Genomic DNA, 22,624 nt, shown 5'->3' with positions numbered 1-22,624 from the left:
TGCTTTTGAATTTTGTTAAAATTACAATTTTTTTGCGCCAAATCCAATTTCATCGCAAATATATTGCGAGTTTTGGCAAAAGCCAACTAATTCATTCTTAATTAATTCTAAAACTTCGTCTCTAACGTTTTCGGGATATAAAACGTGGACATTGGCTCCAGCATCTAACGTGAAACATACCGGAATATTGGTTTCATTTCTAAATTTCCATACTCGGTTAATGATTTCTAGCGTATTAGGCTTCATCAGTATATAATACGGCATAGAAGTCAGCATCATGGCGTGCAAGGTTAAGGCCTCACTTTCTACAATCTTGATGAATTCCTGCAAATCGCCAGATTCCAATATGGTTTTTATTTTAGACAGATTTACATGAGCCTGCTCAAATCGTTTTTCGGCATACGGATGATTGTGCATCAGGTCATGCCCAACGGTACTTGAAACTTGCTTTTCACCTTTATCAACCAATAAAATGGTATCCTGATAATTCTTGAAATTAGCATGAATGTTGCCAGAGAATTCTACTCCAAATAAGTCTGAACTTCCTTCGGTTTCTTCATGATTTCCCCAAATAACAATGTTTCCTTTTACGCTTCGACATGCACTACCCGAACCTAATCTTGCCAAGAAAGAAGCCTTTTGATTGAAGTAATCTTCAGTCATTCCAGGATTCAATTCCTTTTCAATACTCATCAGGTTTACGGCAAGAGCTGCCATTCCCGAAGCAGATGAGGCAATTCCAGAACTATGGGGAAACGTATTTTCAGTATTTATAGTGAAGTGATATTCTTTTAGAAACGGAAGATAAGTTTCGATTCTTTCAAAGAATTTCTGGATTTTTGGTTTGAAATCTTCTTTTGGTTTTCCTTCAAATGACAAGTCAAATGAAAAATTTCCATCCGGATCTTTTTTCTCAAACGACAAGGAAGTGATGGTTTTGCAATGGTTTAGCGTAAAGCTTATCGATGGGTTGGCAGGAATCTGATTGTCCTTTTTTCCCCAATATTTTACCAGAGCAATATTGCTTGGCGCACTCCATTTGAAATCTCCTTTTTCTATCGAATGGGTATATCCTGACGGAATAAAATCCTTTTCCGAAATCATAGTTTATGAATTTGTGCAAAGATACTTTTTTTGCCCAAATCGCAGTCTGCATTAGGGCTAATCTGTGAAAATAACTAATTTTGTTAAAAAAGCAAAAATGAACAGATACACGCGAATTTTAGTTTTGACAGCAACATGCCTGGCAATAGGTTATTTTTCAAGTCTGGTTACCCGACCAGCAGTAGAAAGCTGGTATCCGTTGATTGAAAAACCAAGCTTTAATCCGCCCAATTGGATTTTTGCTCCTGTCTGGACTATTCTTTATGTTATGATGGGAATAGCAGGCGGACTGGTTTGGCATGAAATTGATTCTCCCAGAAAAGAAGAAGTCAAAAAAGGCATGTTGTTTTTTGCCATCCAATTAGCGCTAAATGCGCTATGGTCGTATTTGTTTTTCGGACTCAAAAACCCGCTACTCGCCTTGTTTGAGATTGTCCTGCTTTGGCTGATGATTTATGAGACCTATGTCAAATTCGTCAAAATAAACCGGTTCTCAGGATATTTATTTATCCCGTATCTGCTTTGGGTAGGCTTTGCTATGGTATTGAATGCCAGTATATGGTGGTTAAATCAATAAAGATTGCTTTGTAGTATTATTGAGTAATCGAGTTGGCTACGATAAATCCACTAGTCCATGCATTTTGGAAATTAAATCCGCCAGTAATCGCATCAATATTGGTGATTTCTCCGGCAAAAAATAAATTTGGATGCATTTTGCTTTCCATTGTTTTGAAATTGATTTCTTTTAGGTCAATTCCTCCAGCGGTAACAAATTCTTCTTTAAAAGTACTTTTTCCATTGACCTGGAATTGTGCCTTTGTCAATTGATTTGCCAAGTTCTGCAATTGGTTTTTGGATAAATCAGCCCATTTTGTTTCTTCTGAAATTCCTGAAGCCAAAACAAGGCTTTCCCATAAACGGTTAGGGAAATCAAATGGAGACTTTTTTGATACTGCTTTTTTGGAATGTTCCAGTTTCAATTCCTTTAGGATTGATTCGGCTTCTTCTGAATCGACATCGTTGAGCCAATTGACGAAAATGGTGAACTGGTAGTTTTTCTCAAACAAGATTCGTGCTCCCCAAGCGGATAGTTTCAAAATTGCCGGGCCGCTCATTCCCCAATGCGTTACCAGTAAAGGTCCGGTTGAGGTCAGTTTGGTATCTTTGACTTTTACAGAGACTTGTGCCGAAACGCCAGGCAGTTCTTTGATGCGGGGATCTTTTATATTGAACGTAAATAAGGATGGCACCGGACTTACGATGGAATGCCCGAATTCTTGAAGCATATCCCACATTTTTGGATTACTTCCTGTTGCCAATACTAATTTTTCGCAGTAATACTGTTGGTTTTGGGTTTCAATCTTCCAGAAACTTTCTCCATCTGTTTCTGATTTATAGATGGACTGTACGCTTTGTCCGGTCAAAACCTGTATTCCTAATTTTTTTGTTGCGGTCGTAAAGCAATCAATAATGGTTTGCGATGAATTGGAAACAGGAAACATGCGTCCGTCATCTTCAATTTTTAATTCTACGCCGTGTTTTTCAAACCATTCAATTGTGTCGCCTGAACAGAATTGATGAAACGGACCACGAAGTTCCTTTTCACCACGAGGATAAAACTTTACCAATTCGTTGGGTACAAAACAGGCATGTGTCACATTGCATCTTCCACCGCCAGAAATACGGACTTTTGTCAGGACTTCTTTGCCTCGTTCCAATATGGCGATTTTCAGTTTCGGATTTTTCTCAGCACAATTAATAGCCGTAAAAAAACCTCCGGCACCTCCGCCAACGATGATTATGTCGAAATTAGTGTTCATATTCTTTCAGGGAAATCAGTAATGATTCCATCTACATTATACATTTTTACTCTCTCGATATCATCAATCTCATTGACTGTCCAGGTGTAGACCTTAAGACCTGATTTTTGTGCCTGCTGTACATTTTCTTCTGTCAAAAGACTGAAATGAGGATGTATTGCTTTTGCAGACAAAGCGGATGCCCATTCTAAGGCTTGCGCCACGCTTGCCTGAGACAATACGCCCAAATGTACTTTCGGGTTGATGATGTACATCATTTCGAGTTCTTCTCTTTGAAAGCTGGAAACAATAAAGTTTTCGTAGCCGTAGTCTTTTTCAAGAATATATTTTTCGATGAGATGCGATACAGGTTTTGCAGTTTGACGGCCTTTTAGCTCAATATTGATAAGACAGTTATTACCTGCCAATTCTATCACTTCTTCTAAAGTAGGGACTTCAATATGTTCGTTGATACGCAATGCTTTTATTTCGGAAAGCGTCAACTCAGAAATAGCTCCAGAACCATTGGTAGTCCTGTCTGCGGTAAAATCATGGATAACGACCAATTCGCCCGTCTTGCAGATATGGACATCCAATTCAATTCCGTCAGCATTTAGATCGAATGCTTTCTGAAATGAAGGAAGCGTATTTTCAGGTTCATGGCCTTTGGCGCCACGATGTCCGATATTGAGTATTTTTTTCAAGACTGACTTTTAATTGGTAAAAGTAAAGTTTTTGGCTCTGCCTGACAAAAGTTCTCTATCTTAAAAAAAATGCCCTGCGTGATACAGGGCATTTCATTATTTTTTCAACAGTTCATTGGTTCTGCGTATGGCTTCGGCATCTTTATAATCCAGCCAGGCTTGTCCTTTGCGTTTTCGCATCCAGTTGTCATAATAACGGATTACTGCAACATTCGCTAAACCTTTGAGCAGGTTGCTTGGTCTTCCAGCCAGCGAACGCAAACTTAACGAAAACCCAGGTGTTAGATATTTCATATAATGCCACCAACCTTCGGGCATATAAAGCATTTCGCCATGCTGCAGATTGGTTATGTAAGGCTTCACCATCTTGAGTGCCGGGAATTTTTCAAAATCGGGATTATCGAAATCAATATCTTCATTGCAAATCCAGGAATAAGGAAGACGGTACATGTATTTCGTTTCTTTTGGGTCAACAAGAACACATTGTTTTTTTCCTTCAAAATGGATATGGAAAATATTAGGGAAGTCGATGTCATAATGCATAAAAACTTTCGCATCTTGACCGCCAAAGAAAACCAATGGCAGGCTTTTTATCAATCGAAGTCCTAATTGAGGCCATCTCATGTCTGATTTCATAGAAGGCACATCTTTCATCAGGTTGTATAGAAAAATACGCAAGTCAGTCGGGCCTTTTTCAAGGATGTCGATATATTCTGACATCGTCATTTTGAAATCCGGCTCGTTTACTTTTTTCGTATAATCCGTTTTCCTGCTGTCATAAAGAGGTACTGTCTTATCGCCGGCTACTTCTCTCAGAAATTTGAAATTCCACTTGGAAAAAGCAGGCCAGTCTTCGATTTGGTTGGTAATTACTACAGGTTTTTGAGGCTTATAATAGTTCTCGATAAACTCTTTCTTTGTAAGTCTTTCAACCCTTTCTATTTCGATATATTCAAAGGCCATGTCTAAAAATGCTAAGTTATTTTACGGAAGTACTAAATTAGCATTTTTAAACATTCTAAATAATAATTATCACTTTTTTATTTAACCAAAATATAATATTGCCAAGGCTTGAAGTTGAACTTCTGGTCTTTGGCCAATGTTATTTTCTCACCGGTCATATAATTGGTAAATGTACCTTCGATTGGAGCCGTGAATTGTTGGTCTTTTTTAGATAGATTTCCGATAAATAAAACTTTCTGATTTTCTTTTTCTCTTTCAAAAGCAAGAACATTGATGTCGTTTGAAGTTGCCAAACGTTTGAAAGAAGCTGCGTTTTTTCCACCATTTAAGGCACTATTGTTGTTTTTCAATTCGCCTAGCTTTTCATAAATAGGGAACATTTTTGCCTTTGCTTTTGGGATTGAATCTTTTTCAAAGAATTTCAATCGGTGTTTAAGATCGTATTCCTGACCTGTATAGATAAGTGGCATTCCCGGCATCAGATAGGTAAGTGCTGTAAAAGCTTCTACACCATCGCCCATTCTTTCATATTCGGTTCCGTTCCATGAATTTTCATCATGATTTGACGTAAAGTTCATGAAAATATCATTCTTCTCGTATTCTTTCGCAATTTTATCAAATACGTTGTTCAGGTCTTTGACTGTTTTTGTTCCTTTATTAATGTCATTCATCACGTGGTGTGCTTCCCAGCCATATCCCATATCAAAAAGTCCGTCTTTTAAAAGATAATTTTTGTTGGATTCCATTAGCATAAAGACCGGTTTTGCTTTTCTTAGCTGAGGAATTGCTTTTTGCCAGAATTCGGCGGGAACATTATCGGCAACATCACAACGGAAACCGTCAATGTTTTCTTCTTTTATCCAGTATAACATTTCGTTTTCCATGGCTTTGTGAAGTTCCTTGTTGGCGTAATCCAAATGGGCAACATCAGTCCAACCCCATGATTTTCCTGTTTCCGGATTAAGCGGATCAGTTACTTCGCCTTTTGCATTTTTTTGGTAGTATTCCGGATGTTCCGTAATCCATTTATGATCCCATCCTGTGTGGTTAGCTACCCAGTCAAGGATAACATACATGCCGTTTTCATGGGCTGTTTTTACAAGATTTCTGAAATCTTCTTTGGTTCCGTAATCCGGATTGATCGCTGTATAATCTGATATAGCATAAGCGCTTCCTAAATATTTAGCCTTTTCTTTAGGATCTTTGATGTCTTCTACAGAAAGTTCTCCGGTAGCTTTCCTGTTTTTCATCGAAATAGGATAGATAGGCATCAGCCAGATGATTTTTACGCCCAATTTTTTCAATTCCGGAATGTCTTTCGTGAAAGCATTAAAAGTTCCTTCAGGGGAGTACTGGCGGATATTGGCTTCATAGATAACTGCATTTTCTGCTGTTGCATCCGTAATTGGGGCAAGAGTTTCTGTTTTTGCAGTTGTTGCGCTTTCCGTTTTTTTATCGTCTTTGCAGCTGATAAAAGCTGTTAGCGTTAGTGCTAGTAAGATTGTTTTTTTCATGGATATTTATTTTAGAGTCGCTGAGGTGCTAAGAAATAAAGGCTTTGCGTCTCTGCGTCTTTGTGAGATTATTTTAATTCTAAGATCAACACTGATTTACTATCGATAGTTACATCTTCTTTTACGTTAATCGATTTTCCAGTCAGCACATCTTTTCCTGTCGTAAAATTTTTAATGTTTTCCTGAAAACGACCTGTCTTGAATGTTTTTGCCTGAGCAGCATTGTTGATGACTACCATTACGGTTTCATTATCATCATATCTGAAATAAACATATACGTTGTCTTCCGGGATATAATGCGTCATCTTGCCGGAGTGGATAACTGATTTTCCTTTTCTCCATTGGAATAATTTTGAAGAAAAATCGAAAAACTTGGCTTGCTCTTCTGTTCTTCCTGCTTTGGTAAAGGCATTGTTTTTGTCGCCTGCCCATCCTCCTGGAAAATCCTGACGGATATCGGCATCACCTTTTGCTTTGTCTCCCGCCATTCCGATTTCTGATCCGTAATAAATTTGAGGAATTCCACGTACGGTAGCAATTATAGCCATTGCCATCTGGTATTTCTTAAAATCGTTTTTGTAGATATGGTTAAACCTTCCGGTATCGTGGTTTTCTACAAAAGTCAGAAGATTATTTACGTTAGGGTATAAGAAATCGTTAGCAAAATTATCGTAGACCTTAATCATTCCGTCATTCCATGTGGCTTTGTCTTCATTGAATACGTTCCCAAAAGCATCGTGCAATGTAAAATCCATAACGCTTGGTAGATAGGAATTATAGCTCTGTATCGCACTGATTGGGCTGTCTTTTTGCCAATACGACATTTGAGCCTGGTCGTGCATCCAGACTTCACCTACAATATTGAAATAAGGATATTCATCAGTAATGGCTTTTGTCCATTTTGCAATCCCAATTTTGTCGTTATAAGAATACGTATCAACTCTGAATCCATCCAGATCAGCATATTCAATCCACCAAATAGCGTTTTGTATCAGGTAGTTCAATACCAAAGGATTGGATTGATTCAAATCAGGCATGGAAGGAACAAACCATCCATCCATACAATTTTTGGTATCAATAGCAGAAGCATTGGTGTCAAACTGCGTTGTCATTCTATAATTGGACTGCGAAAATCCCGGGAATTGGTGAATCCAATCATAGGTTGGCAGGTCTTTATACATCCAGTGTTCTGCACCCCAATGGTTGGTCACATAATCCTTGATGAGTTTCATGTTACGCTTTTTCAATTCGGCTGAAAGGCGTACATACTCTTCATTGGTTCCATAACGAGGATCGATTCTGTATACATCAGACTGTCCGTAGGTATGATAGGAATGAACCTTATCATTGTCTTCGCAAAGCGGCGTACTCCAAAGAGCCGTTACGCCTAATTCTTCCAAATAGTCGAGGTGTTTTATGATTCCTTCGATATCTCCACCATGTCGTCCGCCTGGAAGGCTACGGTCTGCTTTTTCATTCAGCGATTTGTCGGTATCGTTGTTTGGATTTCCATTAGCAAAACGATCTGGCATGATGAGGTACATTAAATCGGAGGAATCGAAGCTTTTTCGCTGAGCCGAATTTTTACGTCTTGCTTTCAGCGAATATTTTTTTGTAAAGGCTACTTTGTTTTTGGTTTTGAATGAAAAGACAAAATCAGAAGCAGGAATATTTTTTGTGTCGATTGTAACGAAAATGTAGTTAGGATTTTCAGTTTTTACCACGTTTTTGATAACGATGTTATTAGAAACGGAGGTTTCATATTGTGCTATGTTTTTTCCGTAAAACATAATCTGAAGTTCAGGGTTATGCATTCCGGCGTACCAGAAAGGAGGCTCTATCTTATCAATTTGGGCGAAAGCCGAAACCGATAAAAGCAGCGCTAACAGGTTTAGTTTTTTTATAAAATTCATTATTTTGTTTTTAAAACCCTTTCAGAGTCGAACACTCTGAAAGGGAAGGTGGTGGTACTATATTATACGGTTACCAGAGTATTTGGTTCTACAAGGACTGCTTTTCCGTTGACATAAACGGTAAGTTCCTGAGTTCCTTCTAGTGTGAATTTTGTTTCGTTTGCATTTACGAAAACTTGCAATATCTGGTTTCTGAAATTGATTTTGAATGAATAGCCTTGCCATTGCTCCGGGATTTTTGGCTCAAAATGCAAGCTGTCATTTTTGACACGCAAACCTCCAAAACCTTCAACAATGCTCATCCAGGTTCCGGCCATACTTGTAATATGACAACCTTCTTCTACTTCTTTGTTATAATCGTCAAGATCCAGGCGAGAAGTTCTTAAGTAGAAAGTATACGCCTGTTCCATACGCCCTAAAGTAGCAGCCTGGATGGAGTGCACACATGGAGAAAGCGAAGATTCATGTACCGTAAAAGGCTCATAAAAATCGAAATGTCTTTCCAGTTGTTCTTTTGAGAAATGGTTTTCAAAAAAATAAAATCCTTGCAAAACATCGGCTTGTTTGATGTATGGAGAACGTAGGATTCTGTCCCATGACCATTTTTGGTTGATTGGTCTCTGGCTTTTATCCAAATCGTGGACTTTAACCAGTTCTTTGTCTAAAAATCCGTCCTGTTGCAGGTAAACATCGTGTTCTTCGGAATAAGGAAGATACATTTTGTCTGCTACTTTCTTCCAATTGATGATTTCTGCTGTTTCCAGTTTTGTTTTTGAAATGATTCTGGAGTAATCCGCAGCATATTCTTTCTCTACTTTTTCAATTTGTTCAACAGCATAATCAATACACCATTTTGCCAAATAGTTGGTATAGAAATTATTGTTTACGTTGTTTTCGTATTCATTCGGACCGGTAACGCCTAAGATCACAAATTGGTCTTTAAGCGTAGACAGCGTCGCTCTTTGATGCCAAAAACGGGCAATAGCAATTAATACTTCCAGACCTTTTTCAGGAATATAACTGTAATCTCCGGTAAATCGATGATAGTTGTAGATAGCAAAGGCAATGGCTCCGTTTCTGTGAATTTCTTCAAAGGTAATTTCCCATTCGTTATGGCATTCTTCGCCATTCATGGTTACCATCGGGAAAAGGGCGGCGCCGTTTGTAAAGCCTAATTTTTCACCATTCTCGATTGCCTTATCCAATTGGTTGTATCGGTAGGTTAGCAAATTTCGGGCAACCTGTTGGTCTTTTGTAGCCATATAAAACGGAATGCAATACGCTTCCGTATCCCAGTAGGTAGAACCACCGTATTTCTCTCCTGTAAAGCCTTTTGGTCCAATGTTCAGTCGAGAATCTTTGCCTAAATACGTTTGGTTTAATTGGAAGATATTAAAACGGATTCCCTGTTGTGCCTTAACGTCACCATCAATAGTAATATCCGACATTTCCCAGATTTTTGACCAAGCGTCAATCTGTTCTTGTAATAATACTTCATAACCTTTTGCATTAGCCTTAACAATGACACTTTGAGCTGCTGAGATTAATTGCGAGTTCTCATGGTTTAGTGACACGGTATAGCCACCAAATTTCTGGATAGACGATTTTTCTCCTTTTGCAGCTTCTGTCTCATAAACAAAAAGAATCTTTTCTGAAGTAGCTTCAACATTAACAGGAGTACTGTTTAGGTTCTTGCCATTCAAAAAGATGCTGTTTGACATATACGTTGCCACATTAAAATGGGTCTTGAATGTTCTGGCAACAACAAAAGCTTCATTGTCTGAATGTTTTGTGTCTAACGGTTCCCAGAATTTTTCTTCCCAGTTGGCGTCTTCGTTTTTTACTCCTGCATCAATGTATGGCTTGTAAACGATTTTTGCGTCTTTGTTTAAAGGCGTTATCTCATAATTGATGACACCTAATTCATCTGAATCCAGCGAAAGAAAACGACGGACATCAACTTTTATCTGAGTTCCGTTTTTTAGTGTGGCTTCAAAAGAACGATGGTACCATCCTTCTTTCATGTTTAATTCACGCTCAAAGTTTTTAACTTCTGTACATGTATTCAAATCGAGATTTTCACCATTGATTTCAATATCGATTCCGATCCAATTGGGTGCGTTCAGTACTTTGGCAAAATATTCCGGATAACCATTTTTCCACCAGCCCACTTTTGTTTTATCTGGGTAATAAATACCGGCAATATAGCTTCCCTGGAAAGTTTCTCCGGAGTAGCTTTCTTCGAAATTGGCACGCTGTCCCATGGCACCGTTTCCAATGCTGAATAAACTTTCGGAAGATTTTATTCTTTCTGCATCAAATCCTTCTTCTATGATTGACCAATTATTTGGTACTATATAATCTTGGTTCATTTTATCTATTCACTAAAGTTTCTATGAAATTTGTTTCTATATGGGTAAAGTCAGGAAAAATATAATCGGCTTCATGCAGAATTTTTGCTTCTCCAATCCCAATGCTAGTCATATTTGCAATGTTTGCCGCTTGTATGCCGGCTACAGAGTCTTCAAAAACGATAGCATTTTCAGGAGTGGTGTTTAATAATTCTGCTGCTCTTAGAAAAACTTCAGGATCGGGTTTGGCATTCGAAACATCATTGCCGTCGACTATAGCATCAAAATAGTGGATGATGCCTGTTTTCTCCAAGATTGGCCTTGCATTTTTGCTGGCTGAACCCAAAGCAATCAGTTGTTTTTTTTCTTTTAGGTAACGTAGGACGGGCAGAATTCCTGTAAGCAGTTCACTTTCGTCCATGTCGACTAAATAGGACAGATAGTCCTCATTTTTTTGTGTAAGCCATTTGTCTTTATCGTCTTGGCTGGCTTCTATTTTTCCTAATTGAAGGATAAGCTCTAACGAACGTACACGGCTTACGCCTTTAAGTTCTTCGTTATGTTCTGGAGTAAATTCTATACCTAGTTGGTTTGCTATTTTTTGCCAAGCCAAATAATGGTATTTAGCGGTATCGACGATTACTCCGTCTAAATCGAATATAAATGCTTTTGTTTTCAAAGTTTTATTGTTTTACGGTGTCGTCTTGATCTTTCACTCGCAACACAAAAAGTGAAGCGACAAGGAAAGCAACTCCGCTGGTTACAATGGCATAAATAGGGTTACCGCCATAGATGTATTTAACGATAGGTCCGCCAATGATGGCGTTGATGATTTGTGGAACTACAATGAAGAAGTTGAAAATTCCCATATAGACTCCCATTTTTTTAGCAGGAATTGATCCTGAAAGGATGGCATAAGGCATGGCAAGAATACTCGCCCATGCGATACCAACACCAATCATCGAAACGATTAGCCAGTTAGGGCTCGGAGCAAAATAAACTGAGATCAGTCCGATTCCTCCCACGATTAATGAAAAAGCATGTGTAGATTTTCGCCCTATTTTTTTAGCAATAGCTGGTAAAAAGAAAGCGAAGACAGCCGAAACGGCGTTGTAGACTCCAAAAATGATTCCAACCCAATCGCCAGCTTCCTGATAGGTTTTGCTGTGTGTGTCTTCTAGCGGAAGTCCGTAGATATGATGTGCTATGGCCGGAGTTGTAAAAACCCACATTCCAAATAAAGCAAACCAGGAAAAGAATTGTACCCATCCCAATTGTCTCATCGTCTTGGGCATGTTTTCGAAGTCCTTGAAAATATTCATCAAGCTTGCTTTTTCTTCTTCCTCATGAACAATTCCTTCTGCTTTATCAAATGCTTCCAGTTCTTCCGGAGAGTATTCCTTAGTAGTAGAAATGGTCCATAATACGGCTCCTACCAAAACGGCGGCACCAATAATAAAGGATAAGATCAGATGGTAAGGAACTTCGCCCGGTTCGGCTTCGCTAGAAACGCCAAACCATTTGTTTAAGGCATACGGAAGCCAGGAACCTATTACAGCACCAAATCCTATTAAAGCAGTTTGTACGCTAAAACCTAATGTTCTCTGATCGGCAGGAAGTAAGTCGGCTACTAAAGCACGGAAAGGTTCCATCGCAATATTAAACGAGGCATCCATAATCATGAGCATTCCGGCACCCACCCAAAGAGCAGGCATAAAAGCAGTCAACATAGCAGATTGTGGCATTAATATTAATCCCAGGGCCGCTAAAATTGATCCGATTAAAAAGTAAGGTTTTCTTCTGCCAAAACGTGTCCAGGTTCTGTCGCTGTAGTGGCCAATAATTGGCTGGACAATCAATCCCATTAATGGGGCAACAATCCAAAACCAGGACAGACTGTGTACGTCGGCTCCAAAGATTTGCAGAATTCTACTGGCATTTGCATTTTGCAAGGCAAATCCCATTTGTATTCCCAAATAGCCAAAACTCATGTTCCAGATATCCAGAAAACTTAATTTACGCTTTTTCATTATCGTAATTTGTTGATTGATATACGATAAGCGTTAGCAGCTTATCAAGACTTAATCTTTCGTTCGAAGTAAAAATATAAGCATTGATAATCGTTACAAATATATAGTTTTTTTATACCCGAAATTAAAATTTGAATATTTAACACTCGGTAAAAACGGAAAAATAAATTTTTATATATTTGATTTTCAGCGATTTGAATTCAACTACAACGTTGGCGTAGATTCTCGAACCACGAGGTGAGTTTCTATAACTTCTGTTTTGTAATGTTCATCTTCTTCCTCTTCTGATTCTAATCTTTCAATAAGCATTTTGGCTGCTTTTCCGCCCATTTTTATTCCGTTCTGGCTTACTGTGGTGATGCTAGGCGAAGAATATTTAGAAATAATACCATCCGTAAATCCGATGACTGATATGTCTTCCGGAACCTTAAGGTTTATTTTCTTTGCCGCTTTGATGGCAGTTACAGCGAATAATTCGTTTACAGCAAATACGGCGTCTATTTCATTAGTATTGATCAGTTCTTCAATTTGATGCTCACAGATGTCGATGTCCTCAATTTTTAATATCAGTTTAGGGTCTACGGCAATGTTGTTTGTTTTAAGCGCTTTGATGTATCCGTCTGTGCGGAGTTTCCCTACACTTACATAATCAACGGTAGTAATCAACGCAATTTTTTTGAATCCTTTGTCAATTAGATCCCGAACAGCTTCGTAGGCCGCCAGATTATCGTCAATAATAACCTTGTCACATAGTATGTCATTTGTCACGCGGTCAAACATAACGACTGGCATTCCCTGATTAATGACTTCAGTAATATGATGGAAGTCTTTTTTATGTTGGGTTTCTTTAGAAAGCGACATGATAAATCCATCAATGCTTCCGTTGGCAAGCATCTCCATGTTGATGACTTCCTTATCAAAAGATTCGTCAGATAATGTTACGATAACATTATAACCATGTTCGTTGGCTACATGCTCAATCCCGCTAATAACCGTTGCAAAAAAGTGGTGGACAATTTCAGGAATGATAACTCCGATTGTCTTGGTTTTTTTGTTCTTTAAACTTAAGGCAATCAGGTTGGGTTTGTAGTTATATAATTTGGCAAAAGCCTGCACTTTTTGGCGGGTGTCTTCACTAATTTCAGGACTATCTCTAAGCGATTTTGAAACAGTTGAAATCGATACATCTAATTCTTTGGCAATTTGCTTTAGCGTGACTTTTTTTCGCATAGTATTTAATGTCAGGTAAATATTTCTGAATAAAGATAAATTTAATTTTTATTAATAGCGATTTTCGGGTAAAAAATCTGCGTATTTACTAAAGTTTTCAACACGCAAACGTTTTCGGTTGGTGCTTTTACGAAAACGATTTTTTTCTCTAATTTATTTACATAGATTTAACATTCGAAGTAAAAATATAAGGTAAACAAACTCATTTTTAACCTAAACAAAATGTATGAAAACAATTTACAAAAAGTTGTTGCTTTTATTACTGATTCTTCCGTTTAGTGTGCTGGCACAGAACACATTAAATGGAAATGTCAGAGATGAGGTTTCAGGATTGCCCTTGCCGGGAGTCAGCGTGACTGTTCAAGGCAGCACGAATGGAGTCACAACCGATTTTGATGGAAATTTTTCACTTTCAGGAGTGAAATCCGGTGACGTAATTTCATTCTCTTTTTTGGGCTATAAATCGACCACTATAACCTATTCTTCTCAAAATACTATAAGTGTTATTTTACAGGAAGATGCTTCGCAATTGGATGAGGTTGTAGTAGTTGGATATGGTTCTGTTAAAAAGAAGGATGCTACAGGAGCTGTAGAAGTAATTTCTTCAAAAGATTTTAACCGAGGAATGAATGCAACTGCAGAAAACTTATTAAATGGTAGAGTGGCAGGTTTGAACATTACAACCGGAGGAGCACCAGGGTCAGGATCTACAATCAGGATTCGTGGAGGATCTTCTTTGAATGCTAAAAACGATCCGTTAATTGTAATTGACGGTCTTCCTTTAGATAATGAAGCAAGTGGTGGTTCAACCAGCGTACTGGCTTCTATAAACCCAAATGATATCGAATCTTTCTCTATCTTGAAAGATGCTTCTGCTACGGCAATCTACGGTTCCCGAGCTTCTAATGGTGTTATCATCATTACTACTAAAAAAGGTAGTCAGGGAGATATGCAGGTTAGCTTTAATTCGATAACTACCGTAAATACCTTGGCTAAAAAAGTAGATGTATTATCTGCTGACCAATTTAGAGCATTAGTAAATCAAGTAGGATCGCCAACACAAATAGGTTTGCTTGGTAATGCAAAAACAGATTGGCAAGATCAAATTTTCCAGACTAGTATGTCGGTTGATAATAACCTTTCTATTAGAGGAAACTTATTTGGAGTAATGCCGGCCAGATTGTCTATTGGTTATACTCAAATTCCAGGTCTTTTAAAAACAGGAGAATTTAAAAGAACAACAACGTCGTTGGCATTAAACCCATCATTCTTTGACGACCATTTGAAAATTAATTTAAATGCTAATATTTCTTGGCAAGATAACCGTTTTGCAGAAGAAGGAGCTATAGGTAATGCTTTGAGCTTTGACCCAACGCAATCTGTTTATGATCCTACTTCTTATTTTGGAGGTTATTTCGAATGGCTTGAGCCAGACGGGGACAGAGTTGTTACTGGAGCACAACAAAACCCGGTATCGCTATTGAACCAAAGAAGAAACGTTACAGACAACCGTAAAATGTATGGTAATTTCCAGGTTGACTATAAGCTGCATTTCTTTGAAGACATCAGAGCCGTAGTAAATGTTGGTTTTGATAAGCAGGACGGTAACGGAACTAATACATTGGCACCTTTTAGCCCTGCCGGTTTCCAAACAGGAAGCTATAGTGGTGGTACTTACCAAAATTTCGGTTCGCATACTTATTTTAATGAAAACAAAGAGAACAAATTGTTAGATGCCTACCTTGTATATTCTAAGGAAATAGGAAAATTCAATTTGGACGTAACAGGAGGTTATTCGTATCAAAATTTTAAATGGGTAGGTTTCTCTACAGGAAACGTTTACGACCCGAATGCACAACCAGACGTATTTACAAGACCTACAGTAAACTTGCAATCCTATTTTGGAAGAATGAATTTAGGATTTGACGACAAGTATTTACTTACTTTGAACTACAGAAGAGACGGTACTTCCCGATTCTCTAAAGAAAACAGATGGGGTAACTTCCCTGGAGCTGCTTTCGCATGGAAAATATCACAAGAAGGCTTCATGAAAAACGTAAGCTTCGTATCTGATCTTAAATTAAGATTAGGATGGGGTATCACAGGACAGCAGGATATTAATGACGGTTTCGCTTATATCGAAAGATATACTACAGGAACAACTCAGGCACAATACCAATTTGGAAACGTTTTTGTTCCGGTAGGAAGACCTGAAGGTTACAACAAAGGATTGAAATGGGAAGAGACAGAAACCAGAAACATTGGTATCGATTACGGCTTCTTTAACAACAGATTGAGAGGGTCTTTGGATTTATATGAGAAAAAATCATCTGATTTGTTAGCTATTGTTCCTTACCCTGACGGAGCAAATTTGTCTAACCAAGGATTTAGAAATTTCGGAGACTTTACTTCTAAAGGTGTAGAATTCAGCGTAAGCTATGACATCTTCCGTGGTGAAGGATTTAATTGGACTACAACATTTAATATGACCTATAATAAACAGGAAATTACAGATATTCCATCTGACAACCCTGTAGGTGATATTGACGGAGGTGGTGGAAACAAAATCCAAATCAATTCAGTTGGATACAGCCCAAATGCATTTTATGTATATGAACAAGTGTATGATGTAAATGGAAAGCCTGTTGAAGGTGTGTATGTTGATAGAAATCAAGATGGAATTATTTCGACAGCCGACCAATACAGATACAAAAAGCCAAATGCTGATTATACTTTTGGTATGATGAATAATATGACTTATAAGCAATTTGATCTTTCATTTGCATGGAGAGCCAGCTTAGGAAACTATATGTACAACAACGTTGCTTCTAATAAAGGAGTATTGCAGGCTGGTGTTCGTTACAATGATGTAATCAGTAACATCAATTCAGATTATTATAATTCAGGCTTCCAGTTAGAAGGAAACAACAGACTTTTCTCTGATTATTATATTCAAGATGCATCATGGTTCAAATTGGATAACATCACATTAGGATACACAATCCAAAACCCTTTTGCTACAAAGAAATCGAAATTTAGAGTCTATGGAGCCGTTCAGAACGTATTTACAATCACGGACTATGATGGAGTAGATCCTGAAATTTATGGAGGTATTGATAAAACTATTTATCCAAGACCGAGAATGTTTATGCTAGGATTTAATATAGATTTTTAAAAAAAATATGAAAATGAAAAAAATGTTAGACATATTAGGGAAGAAAGCGCTGCTATTGCTTGTCATTATGGCGATAGGCATTTCTTGTACGGACGATTTAGATGTAATGCCACAGGATGATGATGACTTTACAGCTGAAAAATTCTACGAAAACCCTCAAGCTTATAGAATGTTTTTGGCTAAGCTATACCTTGGGTTGGCTAAAGCAGGAAATGGTGAAGGTGACGGTGGTGAAGACTTGCAAGGAATTAGAAATGACTTCAGTCCATATTTGAGAGCATTCTATACGTTACAGCAGTTGCCAACGGATGAGTCAGTAATTGCATGGCAAGATGGTAACTTACCATCGATGAATACACAAACATGGACAAGTAACAACGAGTTCATTTACGTAATGTATTCAAGGACTTTTTACCAGATCAGTTTGGCTAATGAGTTCCTAAGACAATCAAGTCCTGATAAAGTAGGAAGCAGAAATGTGGATCCAGCTATCTTGAGTGATATGAAGTCTTATAGAGCAGAAGCCAGATTTTTGAGAGCATTGTCATTGTACCATGCTATGGATTTATTCGGGCGTGTGCCAATCGTTACAGAAAATGATCCTGTTGGATTCTTTTTTCCGCAACAGAGAGAAAAAATTGATGTTTTTAATTACATAAAAGATGAATTGATAGCTATTGATGCTGACTTGAAAGAATCAAGAACAAACGAATACGGAAGAGTTGACAAGATTGCTGCAAAAATGCTATTGTCTAAACTGTATTTAAATGCTGAGGTTTACATCGGACAGGCTAAATATGCTGAAGCTGCTGCCGCTTTAGAGCCGGTTTTAAACTCAAGCTACCAAATTGCAAACGTCCCTTACAAATATTTGTTCATGGCTGATAACGATGTGAATGGTGCTCAGAATGAGTTTATCTTTCCAGTACGTTTTGATGGCCAATATACAACCAGTGGAGGAACAAATTATTTAGTACACGCATCTATCTTAAGTTCAATGAATGCGAGTGACTTTGGAGTTGATGGTGGTTGGAAAGGACTAAGAACCAGAAGAGAATTTGTAAGCAAGTTTGCTGATGTGACAGGAGCTTCTGATAACAGAGCAATGTTCCATACAACAGGGCAGACTTTAGATATTGCAAGTATTGCTGACGAAACACAAGGATATGGAGTAACGAAATGGACCAACAAAAAATCTGATGGTTCTAACGGTTCAAACCCTTCAGGAGCTTTTGTTGATACAGATTTCCCATTATTCCGTTTGGGCGATGCTTATTTGATGTATGCTGAATTGGCTGTCAGAGGACAAGGTTCGCTTTCGCAAGCGGTAACTTATGTAAACGCTTTAAGAACCAGAGCAAATGCAGGTACTATATCTCAAGGAGATCTTACCTTGGATTTTATCTTGGCTGAAAGATCTAGAGAATTATATTGGGAATGCCACAGACGTCAGGATTTGATCCGTTTTGGGAAATTCACAGGCGGTTCTTACTTATGGCAATGGAAAGGCAACTCTGCTAATGGAGCGCCAATTTCAGATCATTTAAAATTGTTCCCAATTCCGGATAGAGCAAAGGCAGCAAACCCAACTTTACAACAAAACACAGGTTATTAATTAAAGTAAAAATCATATAGATATGAAAAATATAGCAAAATCAATAATTGCATTATTCGCAGTCCTGGCTGTTTCATGTAGCTCGGACGATGTTGAAGATAGACCAGTGATTAAAGCCATCGATGGACCAGCTTTAACAGCGCCAGATGGTGGATCTTATGTATTGAATATTGAAAGTGCCAATAATTTGGCAGAACGATTTGTTTGGACTCCTGCTAATTTTGGACAGAGTGTTGCAATCAATTATGAAATACAGCTTGATGCTGCAGATGGAGTAGATGAGTTTGCAGAGCCACGTTCATTAGGTTCAATAATTGGAGCAAATCAACTGGCAGTTTCAGTTGTATCCTTAAATACAGCTGCTATTGCTTTAGGTGGTGTGCCATTGGAAGAAAAACAATACGTAGTTAGAGTTAAAGCTAGTGTAAATGACTCTTTTGAGCCAATATATAGTAACCCTGTAACAATTTCAATAACTCCATACCAAGCTTTTGTTCCTTTACAAAACCTATATTTAGTTGGTAACGCTACCGAGTATGGATATGAAAATAATGCAGGTAACTCACCTTTGTTTAGAGATCCTGAAAATCAATATAAGTTTTATTATACAGGTTATTTTACAGGAGGGGACGGAAAAGGAATAAAAATATTGTCGGCTCTTGGCAATTGGCATCCGCAATACGGTTCAGCAGGAGATGGAATTTTGGCAGTAAGCGGCGCAGACGGAAGCAATGAGCCAGGTCCTATAGCAGTTCAGACTTCAGGATATTATGAATTAACTATCGATATTCAGGAGATGACATATACATTAGTGCCATTTACTTATGACCCTATTAGTATGCCGGTTTTTGGAAGCGTAGGAATTATTGGAGCTGGTACGCCAGGAGGCTGGGAAGCTGATACTGATATGACAAATAGCACGGCAAATCCACATTTATGGAAAATAAATGAGATTGTTATTACTCAGGCCGCTATAAAGTTCAGAGCTAATGATAGCTGGGATACACCTGGAAACTGGGGTGGAGGAACAGCTGTTTCAGGTCAGTTAGATGTTAATGGAGGAGATTTTGTTGGTGTTGAAGCTGAGGGATCCTACTCTGTTTGGTTTAATGATCTTGACAGACGTTATATTTTTATCCCGAGATAATTTAAAAAATAAAAAAGCTACCTGAATTTTCAGGTAGCTTTTTTTAATAATATGATATGAAAAAAATTACGCTATTATTTTTATTGATTGCTTCCTATGCGTGGTCGCAGCAGCAAACCGTAACCTATTCGGTCGCTCCAACGACTTTCGAAGAGAACCAATCCATTACCTTAACCTTCAACGGAAGCAGCATTAATGAAGCTACCTGGGGAGTTACAGGCAATGCGCTTTATATTTGGGCCTGGTCTCTCGATCTGAATGATCAAAATAATGCCGATTGTCCTACGAATGGAGATTGGGGAAATTCTAACGAAGCCAACCGTCTGACGTATAATTCTGCTAACGATACTTATTCGATAACTTTTGTTCCAACCGCTTTTTATGCAAGAACCGGAATAGGAAGAATAGGCTTTTTGATTAAGGCAAAAAACGGTAATGGAGACAAAAAATCCCAGGATATTCTGCTTAGAGTTGGGACTTTTCAGGTTAACCTGACAGCACCTGCTCAAAATAGCAGCACTATGCTTGCTTCGGGTTCTAACTTTACCATTACGGCTAACAATACTGGTGGAAATGCGAGTTATGTCTTAAAATCTAATGGCTCGACTATCAATACCAATGCCAGTACTGCAAGCTATTCTTATACCCATACAGCAATTACTTCAAATCAGAATTATTCGCTTGAAGTGACTCAGGGAGCTACCACAATCACAAAAAACTTTACGGTTATTATAAACCCGGGTAGTATTAGTGGAGCTTTACCAGCTGGGATGGGTGATGGTGTCAACTATAATTCGTCAGACCCAACAAAAGCAACATTGGTATTAAATGCACCAAACAAAGATTTTGTATACGTAGCAGGAAGTTTTAACAACTGGCAGCCAACAGGAGCGTATGCAATGAAAAAAGATCCGACTACAGGAAAATTTTGGATTGAATTATCTGGGTTAACTTCAGGTACTGTTTATACTTACCAATATTGGGTAGGTGACCAGACTAACCTTCCTGCTAATTCGCCTGCTTTGGTTAAAACTGCAGATCCGTTTTCAACATTGGTTCTAAGCCCGTTTGATGATCCGGAAATTGCTTCTTTAGGAGTTTATCCTAACTTGCCAGCTTATCCGGCAGGACAGGAAAGAGAAGTTTCAGTACTTCAGACCGGACCAAACGCATTTTATAATTATAACTGGAGTGCGGCGACAACTAACTTTGTGAAGCCAAGTAAAAAAGACCTGGTAATTTATGAAGTTCTGGTAAGAGACTTTGATGCGAACAGAACCTACCAGAATCTGATTGATCGTATCGATTATTTTAAAAACCTTAAGATAAACGCAATCCAGCTAATGCCGGTTATGGAATTTGAAGGCAATGAAAGCTGGGGTTATAACACGGCATATCATTTGGCCTTAGACAAAAGATACGGTACAGAAGCAAAACTGAAAGAATTTATCGATTTATGTCACCAAAATGGAATTGCTGTTATTTTTGACATTGCATTAAATCACGTTTATGGTCGCTCACCATTGGAAAGAATGTGGATGACGGATACCGACAACGACGGTTGGGCAAATGGTGTTACTTCTGAGAATCCGTATTGCAATCAAAATGCAATGCACTCTTACAGCGTAGGTCGAGATCTTAATCATTTCAACGAACCAAATAACCTTACGGGCTATTATGTACAAAGAACAATACAGCGTTGGATGAACGATTTCAAGATTGATGGCTTCCGTTGGGATTTGACAAAAGGATTTACGCAAAATTGCCCTTACACTGGAAGTGCTTCTGCCCAAGATGCCTGTACCAATAATTATCAGGCAGATCGTGTGGCTAAACTAAAATACTATGCCGATATGCAATGGGCAATCGATCCTAATTTCTATGTGATTTTTGAACATTTAGGAGCAGGTGGTTCTTATAATGAAGAAGTAGAATGGGCAAATTATAGAAAAACCGGTGATGCTGACGGAATTTCTAAAGGCATCATGCAATGGAGAAAAATGACAGATGCCTATGCAAACTTCTTAAAAGGAAACAGTGCTAACTTAGCAGGAGTTGCTGATGCAACCGACCGATTTATAGGATATGCAGAAAGCCATGATGAAGAAAGAGTAATCTACAAGGCACTTACTGAATCAGGGCAGACTAACGGTAATCTTCCAAAAACTTTGGCAAGAATGTCGGCAATGGGAGCATTGCATTTATTAGTTCCTGGTCCAAAAATGATTTATCATTTTGGAGATTTAGGCTACAACAGTTCTATTTTCACCTGTAATAACGGAACAGTCAATACACCAAATGATGCTATTTCTGGCGACTGTAAGTTAGATACAAAGCCGCAGCCACAATGGACAAACAATTGGCTTGGAGATGTTGCAAGAAAAAAAATATATGACGATTGGGCAAAAATGATCGACTTCAAAAAACGTGAAAATGTTTTTGAAAACGGAACCCATGCCTGGAATTTTTCTCAAACAGGAAGAACAAGATTGGATATCTGGACAAGTACATCACAAACAGCTGATTTGAGTTATGTTTTTGTACTGACTAATGCGACAAATACAGCTTACAATGCTCCAGCCGGTTTCCCATATGCTGGAACCTGGTATAATTTGATGGACGGTACACCAATAACAGTTACAGATGTAAACATGATTATCCCTATTGAAATTGATGGCTTCAGGATTTTTGGAAACAAGCAGGCATTGGAAAGAAATGATTTCAAGACAACGGCTATAGCTTTGTATCCAAATCCGGCTAAAGGAGTTTTCAATATCAGTAAGGACACAAAACAAGTGTCTGTTTATTCAATTACGGGTCAGCTGGTAAAAGAATTCAAGGGTGATTTTAGCAACGACTACCAATATTCAGTTGAAAATCTGAATCAAGGAATGTACATCGTGAAAGTGATAGATTCTGAAGGTCAGGAGACTACACTAAAACTGATGAAGCAATAAGATTTTTGAGTTAGTTTTAAAATTAGATTTTTAAAAAATGCCTTTTCGAGAAATTGAAAAGGCATTTTTGTTTGAAACAAGAAATTTCTTGTTAGGAAATGAAGTTTGATACTCTTATTTTT

General features: G+C 38.1%; 15 protein-coding genes. 5 read left to right on the top strand and 10 right to left on the bottom strand.

Annotation, left to right across the window (positions count from 1 at the left end; all coding sequences use genetic code 11):
* Positions 1-21 precede the first annotated feature (21 nt).
* A complete protein-coding gene (locus tag FJA49_RS09690; RefSeq protein WP_140000780.1) occupies positions 22-1,104 on the bottom strand; it encodes a diphosphomevalonate/mevalonate 3,5-bisphosphate decarboxylase family protein in 1,083 nt (360 codons plus the stop codon).
* Between the two features lie 97 nt (positions 1,105-1,201).
* Between FJA49_RS09690 and FJA49_RS09685 the strand changes: the two genes are divergently transcribed.
* Positions 1,202-1,681 (top strand): TspO/MBR family protein, encoded by a 480-nt coding sequence (locus FJA49_RS09685; protein WP_140000779.1) that lies wholly within the window; start codon positions 1,202-1,204, stop codon positions 1,679-1,681.
* A gap of 16 nt (positions 1,682-1,697) precedes the next feature.
* Here FJA49_RS09685 and FJA49_RS09680 read toward each other — a convergent pair whose 3' ends face one another.
* The 9 genes from FJA49_RS09680 to FJA49_RS09640 form a co-directional block, all read right to left on the bottom strand.
* Complete coding sequence (locus tag FJA49_RS09680; RefSeq protein ID WP_140000778.1) at positions 1,698-2,924, bottom strand: BaiN/RdsA family NAD(P)/FAD-dependent oxidoreductase; 1,227 nt, start codon at positions 2,922-2,924, stop codon at positions 1,698-1,700.
* A complete protein-coding gene (locus FJA49_RS09675) occupies positions 2,921-3,607 on the bottom strand; it encodes a glycerophosphodiester phosphodiesterase (protein WP_233590117.1) in 687 nt (228 codons plus the stop codon). Before FJA49_RS09675 ends, FJA49_RS09680 begins: the two co-directional genes overlap by 4 nt.
* Before the next feature lie 96 nt (positions 3,608-3,703).
* Positions 3,704-4,570: a cupin-like domain-containing protein gene (locus FJA49_RS09670; protein ID WP_140000777.1), complete on the bottom strand. Its 867-nt coding sequence runs from the start codon at positions 4,568-4,570 to the stop codon at positions 3,704-3,706.
* A gap of 77 nt (positions 4,571-4,647) precedes the next feature.
* Positions 4,648-6,084 carry an alpha-amylase family glycosyl hydrolase gene (locus FJA49_RS09665; RefSeq protein WP_140000776.1) on the bottom strand — a complete coding sequence of 479 codons (1,437 nt, stop codon included), beginning with the start codon at positions 6,082-6,084 and terminating at the stop codon, positions 4,648-4,650.
* A 68-nt stretch (positions 6,085-6,152) separates the two neighbouring features.
* Positions 6,153-7,997 carry a glycoside hydrolase family 13 protein gene (locus tag FJA49_RS09660; protein WP_199758379.1) on the bottom strand — a complete coding sequence of 615 codons (1,845 nt, stop codon included), beginning with the start codon at positions 7,995-7,997 and terminating at the stop codon, positions 6,153-6,155.
* 62 nt (positions 7,998-8,059) lie between these two features.
* The gene (locus tag FJA49_RS09655) at positions 8,060-10,369 is read right to left on the bottom strand and encodes a glycoside hydrolase family 65 protein (protein WP_140000775.1); all 2,310 of its coding nucleotides are present in this window, start codon (positions 10,367-10,369) and stop codon (positions 8,060-8,062) included.
* A gap of 1 nt (position 10,370) precedes the next feature.
* Positions 10,371-11,027 carry a beta-phosphoglucomutase gene (pgmB, locus tag FJA49_RS09650; protein WP_140000774.1) on the bottom strand — a complete coding sequence of 219 codons (657 nt, stop codon included), beginning with the start codon at positions 11,025-11,027 and terminating at the stop codon, positions 10,371-10,373.
* 4 nt (positions 11,028-11,031) lie between these two features.
* Complete coding sequence (locus FJA49_RS09645) at positions 11,032-12,378, bottom strand: MFS transporter (RefSeq protein ID WP_140000773.1); 1,347 nt, start codon at positions 12,376-12,378, stop codon at positions 11,032-11,034.
* Positions 12,379-12,582: 204 nt separating this feature from the next.
* Positions 12,583-13,608 (bottom strand): LacI family DNA-binding transcriptional regulator, encoded by a 1,026-nt coding sequence (locus tag FJA49_RS09640; protein WP_140000772.1) that lies wholly within the window; start codon positions 13,606-13,608, stop codon positions 12,583-12,585.
* Positions 13,609-13,834: 226 nt separating this feature from the next.
* Between FJA49_RS09640 and FJA49_RS09635 the strand changes: the two genes are divergently transcribed.
* From FJA49_RS09635 to FJA49_RS09620, 4 genes are read left to right on the top strand one after another with little or no spacing between them, the layout of a single operon-like run.
* Positions 13,835-16,783, top strand: coding sequence for a SusC/RagA family TonB-linked outer membrane protein (locus FJA49_RS09635; protein ID WP_140000771.1), 2,949 nt, complete (start codon positions 13,835-13,837; stop codon positions 16,781-16,783).
* A gap of 13 nt (positions 16,784-16,796) precedes the next feature.
* Positions 16,797-18,398: a RagB/SusD family nutrient uptake outer membrane protein gene (locus FJA49_RS09630; protein WP_140000770.1), complete on the top strand. Its 1,602-nt coding sequence runs from the start codon at positions 16,797-16,799 to the stop codon at positions 18,396-18,398.
* Positions 18,399-18,420: 22 nt separating this feature from the next.
* On the top strand, positions 18,421-19,545 hold the full coding sequence (locus tag FJA49_RS09625; protein WP_140000769.1) for a SusE domain-containing protein: 1,125 nt from the start codon (positions 18,421-18,423) through the stop codon (positions 19,543-19,545).
* A gap of 56 nt (positions 19,546-19,601) precedes the next feature.
* The gene (locus FJA49_RS09620; protein ID WP_140000768.1) at positions 19,602-22,502 is read left to right on the top strand and encodes an alpha-amylase family glycosyl hydrolase; all 2,901 of its coding nucleotides are present in this window, start codon (positions 19,602-19,604) and stop codon (positions 22,500-22,502) included.
* The last annotated feature ends 122 nt before the right edge of the window (positions 22,503-22,624 follow it).

It is taken from the genome of Flavobacterium microcysteis, from assembly GCF_006385255.1.
GTDB classification, from domain to species: Bacteria; Bacteroidota; Bacteroidia; order Flavobacteriales; family Flavobacteriaceae; genus Flavobacterium; species Flavobacterium microcysteis.
The sequence above is the reverse complement of the archived record's forward strand: the minus strand, read 5'-3'. Positions and strand labels throughout refer to the sequence as shown.

Coding starts and splice junctions, on each gene's coding strand:
- FJA49_RS09660 (WP_199758379.1), bottom strand. CDS start 7,997: ATGAATTTTATAAAAAAACTAAACCTGTTAGCGCTGCTTTTATCGGTT.
- FJA49_RS09620 (WP_140000768.1), top strand. CDS start 19,602: ATGAAAAAAATTACGCTATTATTTTTATTGATTGCTTCCTATGCGTGG.
- FJA49_RS09625 (WP_140000769.1), top strand. CDS start 18,421: ATGAAAAATATAGCAAAATCAATAATTGCATTATTCGCAGTCCTGGCT.
- FJA49_RS09670 (WP_140000777.1), bottom strand. CDS start 4,570: ATGGCCTTTGAATATATCGAAATAGAAAGGGTTGAAAGACTTACAAAG.
- FJA49_RS09685 (WP_140000779.1), top strand. CDS start 1,202: ATGAACAGATACACGCGAATTTTAGTTTTGACAGCAACATGCCTGGCA.
- FJA49_RS09640 (WP_140000772.1), bottom strand. CDS start 13,608: ATGCGAAAAAAAGTCACGCTAAAGCAAATTGCCAAAGAATTAGATGTA.
- FJA49_RS09655 (WP_140000775.1), bottom strand. CDS start 10,369: ATGAACCAAGATTATATAGTACCAAATAATTGGTCAATCATAGAAGAA.
- FJA49_RS09665 (WP_140000776.1), bottom strand. CDS start 6,084: ATGAAAAAAACAATCTTACTAGCACTAACGCTAACAGCTTTTATCAGC.
- FJA49_RS09680 (WP_140000778.1), bottom strand. CDS start 2,924: ATGAACACTAATTTCGACATAATCATCGTTGGCGGAGGTGCCGGAGGT.
- FJA49_RS09690 (WP_140000780.1), bottom strand. CDS start 1,104: ATGATTTCGGAAAAGGATTTTATTCCGTCAGGATATACCCATTCGATA.
- FJA49_RS09645 (WP_140000773.1), bottom strand. CDS start 12,378: ATGAAAAAGCGTAAATTAAGTTTTCTGGATATCTGGAACATGAGTTTT.
- FJA49_RS09630 (WP_140000770.1), top strand. CDS start 16,797: ATGAAAAAAATGTTAGACATATTAGGGAAGAAAGCGCTGCTATTGCTT.
- FJA49_RS09635 (WP_140000771.1), top strand. CDS start 13,835: ATGAAAACAATTTACAAAAAGTTGTTGCTTTTATTACTGATTCTTCCG.